At 41.7% G+C, this 2,772-nt stretch carries 3 protein-coding genes; 1 reads left to right on the top strand and 2 read right to left on the bottom strand.

Annotated features, from left to right (window positions below):
* Positions 1 to 270: 270 nt before the first annotated feature.
* The gene (locus PX481_RS08285) at positions 271 to 444 is read left to right on the top strand and encodes a hypothetical protein (protein ID WP_002804198.1); all 174 of its coding nucleotides are present in this window, start codon (positions 271 to 273) and stop codon (positions 442 to 444) included.
* 62 nt (positions 445 to 506) lie between these two features.
* On the opposite strand, the gene corA is transcribed toward PX481_RS08285, so the two are convergent.
* Positions 507 to 1,667 carry a magnesium/cobalt transporter CorA gene (gene corA / locus PX481_RS08280; protein ID WP_288058598.1) on the bottom strand — a complete coding sequence of 387 codons (1,161 nt, stop codon included), beginning with the start codon at positions 1,665 to 1,667 and terminating at the stop codon, positions 507 to 509.
* A 91-nt stretch (positions 1,668 to 1,758) separates the two neighbouring features.
* Positions 1,759 to 2,772 (bottom strand): recombinase family protein (locus tag PX481_RS08275; protein WP_288094333.1); only part of this gene is annotated, 1,014 nt, incomplete at its 5' end.

Genomic DNA, 2,772 nt, shown 5'->3' with positions numbered 1-2,772 from the left:
GAAAATGGGTAAAACCCTACACCCCACACCCTACAACCTACCCCCACGAAAAACTTTTTCAGCAGACCCTACCTAGGAATAGCCCTGCCCCCTAGACGACTAGAAAGAAACTTCGCTAATATCATCTAACCCTGACATTAGCTAACTTTGTTAGATAAGAACTTTTTTAAGAATTATGGTCGGCCTATAATAGTAACTGTAGTCACCCCTATCCTTTAGGGATAATTCTTGGTTTAGGGTTGATGTCCTTCAGCGCAAGCGAGATTGGTTATGAAAATTAGCGAACTAGAAAACTACTTGGCTCAGGTTAAGTTAGAGATTGGTGACATCGATATCGTCTATCAATGTCACAACCAGCACTATAGTTGGTTGGACAAAATTAGAAGCCATCAACTGAAAGTGTTAAAAAATACCGCAGACACTAAATTATTAATTTCTCTGTGATAGCCATTTTCTCTTGCTAGATGCCGGCAAGGTAATCCAGTCTGTCTAATCTGCTTAACAGTTTATCTTTTCTTCACTGTCGATAGGTTCTTAAACCAGCCGCGTCGCCAAAAGAAAATGATTAAACTGAAAGCAACCGTTAGCATCAACACCCAGACGAATACATAGCCCCAATACCATTCTAATTCGGGCATATTATAAGGGGATTTATCAGTATTAAAGTTCATGCCATAAATACCGACAATGAAGGTGAGCGGGATAAAAATCGTCGAGATTACCGTTAAAGTTTTCATAATCTCGTTCATTTTATTACTCACGGAAGACAGGTAAAAATCCATTAAACCATTGGCAAATTCCCGGTAATTTTCGATAACATCGAGAATTTGTACCACATGGTCATAACAGTCTCTTAGATAGGGTTTAATGGTTGTATCGATGACAATATACTCATCGCGTAAAAGCGCATTGAGGGTGTCCCTTTGCGGCCAAATTGCTCGTCGCAGGGAGAGTAATTCCTGACGCAGTTGGTAGATTTTTGATAAAATTTGTTCCGTGGGACTAGCTAAAATTTCGTTTTCTAACTCCTCGATTCTTTCTCCGTAGGACTCTAAAACAGGAAAATAACCGTCAATAATGGCATCCCAAATCGCATAGGCTAAATAACCCGATTTTTGCTGCCGGATGGAACCTTTATTTAAACGTATTCTTTCCCTAACTCCCTCTAAAGAATCGTATTGTCCTTCTTCCTGCACGGTTAAAACATAATTCTTCCCGACTATTAAACTGATTTGTTCTAGCAAAAAACCCTGATGATCGATCAGGATGGCCATTGGCACTATAATTAAAAGATAATTCTCGCATTCTTCCACTTTTGGTCTTTGGGGAATACTGACTATATCCTCAAGGGTTAAGGGATGTAAATGAAAAATTTCCCCCAACTCTTGCAGTTTATCCTCATTACCCAAACCGACGATATCAATCCAAGAGATGGAATCATTGGATAAATATTTAAGACAGTCTTGAGGTAAAAGATTATTAACTCTAGTGGCTTGTTGAGAATTATAATTAACTAAAAATATCTCGGTAGCAACGGCATTTTCATCGATGGTGATTAACCCCGGCATCGTCCCGGGTTGATTATAGTGATAATCATAAAGGTGGGGTTTTGTCTGGGAGGATTTTCGCCCTTTTTTATACCTAGTTAATCTTTTGTTATTGCTCATAGTTGAGATCGATCGCTGTTGGCCTTTTTCTTAGCATTGATCACTCAAAAATTCCTCAATTTTTAGCTAACTTTAAGATTGTCCGAGACTCTTAAAAAACGAAGATTAAACGTAAATGCCAATTGTTAGCCGTTTCTCTCTCGATTTCGATGCGACGGATAAACTCGCGAAAATAAAAACGGCGCTCGATTTCCGATAAATCTCGCCAAAATTGCGGAAAAGCAACGGCACGAGCGATAATAGTCAGGTTATCGGGGGGTAATTGGTCTAAACGTCCTTGAATCTGCGCGATCTCGTTTTTCAGTTTATAGGCCCGTAGATTAGCCGTTTCTTGATCTAAAATTCCCGCCGCTTCTAGGGAGGGCAATTGGGACAAAATATCGTTTTTTTGCCCTATTTCCTCGCTCATTCCCCGTTTGATCCCCTCTAAATCCGGTAAAGATATCTGAGCGATCGTCGGTGGTAGGTCTTGACAAATGCGCTCGATTGTGCTATTGAGAATTTTTTCATAAGCGATCGCCGAACATTTTTTTGTCCGGGGACATTGCAAAGGTCGCAAATAGAGGTATTCTAGACCCTTTCCTCGCGCTGTCACTTTGGTAATCGTCATCCCCGATTGACATTGACTACAGACGACTAAACCCGCTAAGGAACGCGGGGCGCTGGCACTGCGGGGGGGTAATTTGCGATTATTTCTCAGGATGCGATCGATCTGGGCCGCTTCTTCCCGGGAGATAATCGGGGTGTGGGTATCGGGGATAATATCTTGACCGAGATAGCACAAATCGCCGCGATAAACGGGATTGGTCAGCCATTTATGGGCAGTAGCTACCGATATCTTCTTACCATAGCGTTTTTCTAGATAGCGCACCGTGGAACGCAGGGAAGCGGAAATCAAAAAGCGATCAAAAAAGTCTTTGACTACTGGCGCGGTACTGCGATCGAGTATATAACGCTCCTTGCCACGACGATAACCGTAGGGTGCTTTTCCGGGGGGAGGCAAAGCTTGCAGACGATTGTGAGCGTGACCTGCTTTTAAACGATTACTTAGTTCGTTTTTTGATATTTCTTGCAGAATCTTGGCAAAATTCAGCTTATAATCTGG

The sequence above is a fragment of the Microcystis sp. M53603_WE2 genome (assembly GCF_030065435.1).
The sequence above is the reverse complement of the archived record's forward strand: the minus strand, read 5'-3'. Positions and strand labels throughout refer to the sequence as shown.

What these genes read in the sequence shown, in the direction of transcription:
- PX481_RS08285 (WP_002804198.1), top strand. Translation starts at nt 271, where the DNA reads ATGAAAATTAGCGAACTAGAAAACTACTTGGCTCAGGTTAAGTTAGAG.
- corA (WP_288058598.1), bottom strand. Translation starts at nt 1,667, where the DNA reads ATGAGCAATAACAAAAGATTAACTAGGTATAAAAAAGGGCGAAAATCC.